Source organism: Chamaesiphon sp. (genome assembly GCF_041738855.1).
Classification (GTDB): Bacteria; Cyanobacteriota; Cyanobacteriia; order Cyanobacteriales; family Chamaesiphonaceae; genus Chamaesiphon.
In genome coordinates, this window is sequence record NZ_JBGSPA010000100.1 from 1 (window position 1) to 6,632 (window position 6,632).

Here is a 6,632-nt window from a genome sequence, read left to right on the forward strand (position 1 = left end):
GAGGTTTTTCTTGGTCAACTTTGCACAACTAATCTGCGGTGTACCTAAAGTAATCAAAGTGGCAATTTTAGCTCTAGCATTCCACAAACCTACCGCGCTAGCAGTAACATCACCATAAATTGTATAGGGTATTTCTCCCAGGTAAATTCTACTAATCCACCCTCCGGCTGAGTGTCCGATCGGATTAATTTGCTGGCTATTATTGTCTACTAAAGCTGTATTGACAGTTCGTTCGCGCAAGCGTACCGGAGGTAATCGAGTTGTCGCAAAATCGGTACCATCGATCGACCGCCTAGTGTTGGTAGCCAATCTCGGATTCGTAGTGGTACCGTCGTTGCCTTTGTACCTATTTTTGTTAAAGCCTGTTGAAGTGGCAGATAGAGATCGGCACTTTCAAAGTAGCCAGGTAAGATAACGGTGGGTAACATTCAAAGTTATTTCGATTCAACAATTACCCCATCCACCATCCGAATGATCCGTTTTGTTCTAGCTGCGACATTAGCGTCATGAGTAACGATCGCAATTGTCGTACCTTGTTGATTTAACTTTGTCAGCAAATCCATAATCTCCTTAGAAGTAGTGGAATCCAGCGCGCCAGTCGGTTCATCGGCGAGGACTAAGGCGGGATGATTGACTAAAGCACGGGCGATCGCGACCCGCTGTTGTTGTCCGCCTGAGAGCTGATTAGGGCTATTCTGAAGTCGATCTTTCAAACCAACTTGGACGAGGGCTGCTGTCGCTTGTTCGACTCGTTGCGACTTATCGACATCGGCATAAATCATCGGTAGCATCACATTCGAGAGGGATGTGAGCTTTGGTAAAAGGTTGAACTGTTGAAATACAAATCCAATATATTGATTGCGAATATCGGCAAGTTCATCATCATCGAGGGTAGTTAGATCTTGACCTGCTAAAAAATATTGCCCACTGCTTGGCCTGTCGAGACAACCGATAATATTCATCAGGGTCGATTTTCCCGAACCCGAAGCCCCCATAATCGCTACATATTCACCCTCCTCGATCGACAAATTAATGCGTTTGAGGACTGGCACATCGAGTGTGCCTAAATGATAGGTTTTAGTAATATCTTTGAGTGAAATCATACTTGCCATAGTTAATTAATCCCCATGTAATGCCAAGATCGGGTCTAATTTAGCCGCATTACGGGCAGGGATACCGCCCGCTAGCACCCCAACAATCAGCGAAATGACAAAACCTAGTACCACCGACCATAAAGACACCACAAAGGGAAATTTAAACACGGTGGCGGCGGTGAAAGCGATCGCGATGCCCAGCCCGATCCCAATTCCACCACCGATACATGAAATCACGATCGATTCCATCAAAAATTGATTTAGAATTGCGCCGCTAGTTGCACCTACGGCTTTTCGTAGACCGATTTCGCGCGTCCGTTCCATCACCGAAACTAGCATAATATTCGCGATGCCAATGCCACCAACAATGAGCGAAATTCCGGCGATCGCACCAATCATCAGCGTAAATGAACTCATAATACTCGTGAAAGTATTAATGATATCCACTTGATTGGTAACGCGAAAATCATCCTCTTTGGGCGGGCGAATATTATGGCGCAGCCGGAGTACATTCGTTACTTGAAATTGCGCTGCTTCAAGTCGATCGGCATTGCTAGATTGCAGCAAGAAACCATTAATCGCCGTACCTGTAAGCGAATTATTCCCGACAATTTCGGCGGACATATTAGTCAGCGGTATATAAATAATGTCATCCGCATCTTGCCCACCGATCGATCCTTTCGATTCCATTACACCGATAACACTATAGCGGTTGCCCCGCACCCGAATATCGGCACCGATCGGATTTTCCGATGGCGAGAACAAGTCATTCCAAACCTTTGAACCAAGCACAACGACTGGTTTGGCGATATCTAAATCTTCCTGACGGAAATACGTCCCTAGTTGCGTATGGAGATTTCTCACTACTGGCAGGTTCAAATCCGCTCCCAAAGCACTTGTAGAAATATTGACATTGCCCCGCACCACCTGAATATTCCCGCGTTGTAGATATGCAGCCACCGCTGTAGCGGCGGGGACTTGTTTCGCGATCGCCTGAGCATCCTCCCATGTCAGAGTACTAGCAGAACCAGCCCCCTGACTAATCCCACCCGTTCGCGCAGATGCTGCTGAAACCTGAAGAATATTTGTACCCAATCCCTCAATTTTCAACTGGGTATCTTTTTGTACGCCTTGCCCGATCGATGTAATCGCAATCACCGAGGATATCCCAATAATTACCCCCAACATCGTCAATCCGCTACGGACTTTATTACTCCACAGAGTTTCCACCGCCATCAAAAATATTTCCAGCAGCGAGATTTTACGCTTAGTACGACGAGAAGGACGCAAAAGAGATTTGTCCTGTAAATCCCCTCTTGGGAGGGGTGCCCGTAGGGCGGGGTGGGTAGATCTACGCATGATTCAAGTATCCATAAATGGTAATTTCCGAGATTGTAATTTCCGGCTATCTACCGTCCACGCCCACCCCCGCCACCTGTAATCGATGTTACCTTACGGGTTCCGGCGGGAAAACTGAGTAAAACCCTTTCATTCCCAGTTAAACCTGACTTAACCTCAGTCTTATCATTAACAGTCGTCCCCACCACGATCTGCATAAATACCGGATCGGCACCTGTTTTCGACACAAATACACCCTGCGCCTTGTCCTGCTGAACGATCGAAGCCGTCGGTACAATCAGCACCTGATTTAGCTCTCCAGCCTTGAAATCGATCGTCACATTCATCCCCTGACTGAGCAATCGTTGAGAGTCAGTCACCGCTACCTGAAATTGTGCTTGGGCGATGTCTTGCGATCGATTTCCGGCAATTAGCTTTTGTAAACTAGCGTTGGCTTCGGCGACCTGAGCAGTAGCCCCAATACGGTTCGGTTAAGTCCATTTTCTTAGATATTGTCAGTCCGCGAAGGCGGACTTTGCATCACTAGCAGCGGTTTCAACCGCTACCTAACTAGCTAACCGAACCGTATTGGCAGTAGCACCAGCGATATCTTGCGATTACCTCCGGTAGGCTACGCCAACGATTTCCTGCCACGACCTTTCTACTTTTGGTATCAGGCATTGGTGCAGTCTCCACCAACGCCTTCAATTTTGGATATTAGCCGCGATTCATACCACCATAGACTCTTCGACTGACTTGAATATAGGTTCTGTAGCCACGTCGCTGCAATCTGTTGGAGGCGTTTTGGGCATCGCGACGAGTTGCATGGTATCCCTCTAGAGTCCATTGGCGAACGCCACGGTTGCGATAATAAACAGAGAACTGTCGGTCGCGATTTTGGTTGCGACGATACTGGGCAATTCTCTCGTCCAGCAGAGGCTCCGCCAACGCCAACGACATATTCGGCTCCAGATGGAGGTTCTGACCGATTTTTTCTGAATCTAGTGCATGTGCGGTAAAGGGCGTAGTCACTACGAATCCCGTACATGCCAGTGCCAGCAAAATTATCTTTTTCATAAGATTAGTTTTAAAATACAAAGTTTGGGTCAATTACATCCGGTAGGCTATTGCTCTTGGCGTTAGCCTGCCAGAGGCACGGGCAAACGCTCCGCTACCGCCAACAATTAAATTTAGAATTTAATTAATTGGACATATTACTAAAGATAATCAACAAAATTGATAAGTCACTCTCTCTAAAGGTATAGATAAAAATATCTTAATAAAACAGAATAATATTGCATCAATCTTGACCGCTTTATTATAAGCAAAATGCATCTAGCTTTAGCTGATTTCGAAGCTTGCAACTATTTCCTGGAAAAGCTTTGAGTCATTAATCTTGTTGAATAAGCTAAAAATATCTCGTAAAAACCTCACAACTTCCTCACATTTGGAAGATATGATAAATACGGGCAGTTTTGCATAACAACAAAGCTAGTTTAGTTTCTGTTTAGACAAAACAAACAAAATCGCTCACACTAACAGATTTATCGGCTGTTATCACTTGCTATGTAAACAGAAATCAAAACCATGAGTGAATCTTTAATGGTGGTTAATAGATCGGTGGTATCCGTTTCTCAGAGTGTTCATCCTGGCATGGGTGCAAATTTATTTAGCGATAAGTGCTCGTTTCGGGTGTGGGCACCGAACGCGATTGCCGTTTCGGTTCACATCTGGCAAGACGAACAGATGTCCCAAGTTGCCCTCGCACCAGAACCCAGCAATCCTAGCTATTGGTCGGTAGATGTAGCAGGCATTGTGGCGGGGCAACCCTATCAATTCTCAATTGTTAATCAAGGCGGCGATCCTACCAATCCAGGCGGCATCTTGACTCGTGTAGATGCCTATGCACGCCAAGTCGAGAGTGCGGAAGACAACGCCAGAGGGATCGTCGTCGATTGGCAGCAGCAGTGGTCTGAATTTGCCACGCCCAAATTTGCAGATCTGATTATTTATGAGGCGCATGTGGGTTCATTTGCCGGACTCAACGACCATCTGAATATCTCAACTTATGCCACGTTTGCCGACTTTGAGACGAAGCTGGGATATATTCGCGAACTCGGCTTTAACGCCCTCCAACTATTACCGATCGAGCAAGTTGATGGCATCGATGGGGAAGGTTATGGAGCCACCAACCTATTTGCACCGCACAATGGGTACGGGACTCCAGCACAGCTTAGATCGCTCGTAGATGCCGCACACAGCCAAGGTCTAGCAGTGATTTTTGATGTGGTTTATCATCATGCTTCGACCAGTCATAATCATTACTGGCAATATGATGGCAATACAAGCGATGAAGGCGGCATTTATTTTGAAGACCCATTTCGGTACGAACCTGCGCGGGATGAAGATGGTCGAGCGTTCGCGCATTGGAAATCGGAAGTCCAAAACTTTTTACTCGACCACGCGCGGATGATGTTGCATGAATATCGCGGCGATGGGTTGCGGTTTGATATGGCACATAGTCTGACGTGGGAATGCACTCAACATATTATTGCCGGACTTCGCGAAAATCCTTACTGGCGAGATAAATATTTCATTGCCGAATGGACGAGCGAACAGCAAGATCGCTGGGGTCAAGTCATCCGTGAATTAGACTTTAATGCAGTATGGGGTATGTCCGATCCGTTCGCTTTTCGTCACGCTGTAAATGGCGAAAATACCATAGATAACCTCAAATCATTTATCGGTTGGATGGGATTCGATCGACCTTGGAATTTTGTTCGCTATTTGCTCGGCTCACACGATCGCATTGCCGATTCCCAGAGCGGAAAACAGCCAGATAATCGCTATTTCGTTGAGCTATGTGGCGGACGAGATAACTGGTATGCACGCGCTCAAGCCCGCCTCGGTTGGGCGTTAAATGTGGCGATGCCTGGTACCCCGATGTTATTTATGGGGTCGGAATGTCATCATTGGGGCTATTGGTGGCCAAATCCAGACGGAAATCTAGTAACTTCAGAACATCGATTTGATTGGGCAATTGCGGGAGATCCGATCGGAATATCGATGCGAAATTTAGTCAGAGATATCAACTGGATATGCTGGCATCATCCGGCTTTACGCAGCGATACTTTGCAATTTATTCATGAAGATCGCACAAATACGGTCTTAGCTTTCAAACGCTGGCATGAAGGCGGCAATATTGTGGTGGTTGTTGTCAATCTGAGCGATCGTCAGTGGCAAGAACATGATTATGGGATCGATTTGGGTGGAGAAATAGGGCAGTGGTCAGAAATTTTTAACTCTCAATCACCTCAGTATGACGGTTGGAATAATTCGGGTAACTATGGGCATAGTCTGCAAGTCCAAGCAGACAGAAAGATTTACATCAATCTACCTAAATGGTCGGTTTTAATATTTAGGAAGCAGTAGATTTAAAGAGGATATATTCTCATGATTAGCAATGTTTTAGTGACAGGAGCGACGGGCAATGTTGGACGAGAAGTGGTGCGATTACTCTCCGATCTGAACTATTCTGTCACCGCAGCAGTCAGAAATCCGATCGCAGCTCACAAGAGTCTCGGCAGTAAAGTTCGCTGTGTTTTATTCGATTTTACTAATCCTGATACTTTTACCAATGCTTTCGCTGGAATTAATAAACTTTTTCTAGTGCGTCCACCGGAGATCGCCGATATTCACAAAATTACTCCTGTTTTAAGTGCAGCCAAACAAGCGGGTATTGAAGAAATAGTATTTCTATCGATTATCGGCGCGGATCAAAATCGGATCGTGCCACATTATGCAATCGAACGGGCAATCGAACAATTAAATACTCCAGCAACTTTCTTGCGCTGTAGTTTTTTTATGCAAAATCTCAATACTACCCATCGTGAAGATATCCGACTTCGCGACAGGCTGTTTATGCCTGCTGGCAATGGGAGAACGAGTTTTATCGATGTCCGAGATATTGCTGCTGTTGCCGTGAAAATCCTCACAGAATCACCCGATTGGGCAAAGCCCACACTCCACGAACGATCTAAAGGAGAACTACCAAGTAACCGTGCTTACGATCTCACAGGTGCAACGGCTCTAACTTACTCCGAAGTCGCAACCATTTTTACTGCTGTTTTAGGCCGACCAATTCAATATACTAATCCTTCAATTCCAATATTTATTTGGCAAATGTTGAGGCAAGGATTC

At 45.9% G+C, this 6,632-nt stretch carries 6 protein-coding genes and 1 pseudogene; 2 read left to right on the forward strand and 5 right to left on the reverse strand.

The window, feature by feature from the left end; translation table 11 throughout:
- The 5 genes and pseudogenes from ACEW9I_RS09675 to ACEW9I_RS09695 all read right to left on the reverse strand — a co-directional run.
- Positions 1-309, reverse strand: a pseudogene (locus ACEW9I_RS09675) (hypothetical protein); the annotation flags it as partial.
- A 125-nt stretch (positions 310-434) separates the two neighbouring features.
- Positions 435-1,112 (reverse strand): ABC transporter ATP-binding protein, encoded by a 678-nt coding sequence (locus ACEW9I_RS09680; RefSeq protein WP_373540141.1) that lies wholly within the window; start codon positions 1,110-1,112, stop codon positions 435-437.
- 6 nt (positions 1,113-1,118) lie between these two features.
- Positions 1,119-2,453: an ABC transporter permease gene (locus tag ACEW9I_RS09685; RefSeq protein ID WP_373540142.1), complete on the reverse strand. Its 1,335-nt coding sequence runs from the start codon at positions 2,451-2,453 to the stop codon at positions 1,119-1,121.
- 50 nt (positions 2,454-2,503) lie between these two features.
- Entirely contained in the window at positions 2,504-2,812 is a 309-nt protein-coding gene (locus ACEW9I_RS09690) for a hypothetical protein (RefSeq protein ID WP_373540143.1), read from the reverse strand.
- Positions 2,813-3,149: 337 nt separating this feature from the next.
- A complete protein-coding gene (locus ACEW9I_RS09695; protein ID WP_373540144.1) occupies positions 3,150-3,509 on the reverse strand; it encodes a hypothetical protein in 360 nt (119 codons plus the stop codon).
- Between the two features lie 510 nt (positions 3,510-4,019).
- Here ACEW9I_RS09695 and ACEW9I_RS09700 point away from each other — a divergent pair.
- Together ACEW9I_RS09700 and ACEW9I_RS09705 are read left to right on the forward strand one after the other, a co-directional pair.
- On the forward strand, positions 4,020-5,864 hold the full coding sequence (locus tag ACEW9I_RS09700) for an alpha-amylase family glycosyl hydrolase (protein ID WP_373540145.1): 1,845 nt from the start codon (positions 4,020-4,022) through the stop codon (positions 5,862-5,864).
- Positions 5,865-5,885: 21 nt separating this feature from the next.
- Positions 5,886-6,632: NmrA family NAD(P)-binding protein (locus ACEW9I_RS09705; protein WP_373540146.1), on the forward strand; the 747-nt coding region annotated here is incomplete at its 3' end.

Coding starts and splice junctions, on each gene's coding strand:
- ACEW9I_RS09680 (WP_373540141.1), bottom strand. CDS start 1,112: ATGGCAAGTATGATTTCACTCAAAGATATTACTAAAACCTATCATTTA.
- ACEW9I_RS09685 (WP_373540142.1), bottom strand. CDS start 2,453: ATGCGTAGATCTACCCACCCCGCCCTACGGGCACCCCTCCCAAGAGGG.
- ACEW9I_RS09695 (WP_373540144.1), bottom strand. CDS start 3,509: ATGAAAAAGATAATTTTGCTGGCACTGGCATGTACGGGATTCGTAGTG.
- ACEW9I_RS09700 (WP_373540145.1), top strand. CDS start 4,020: ATGAGTGAATCTTTAATGGTGGTTAATAGATCGGTGGTATCCGTTTCT.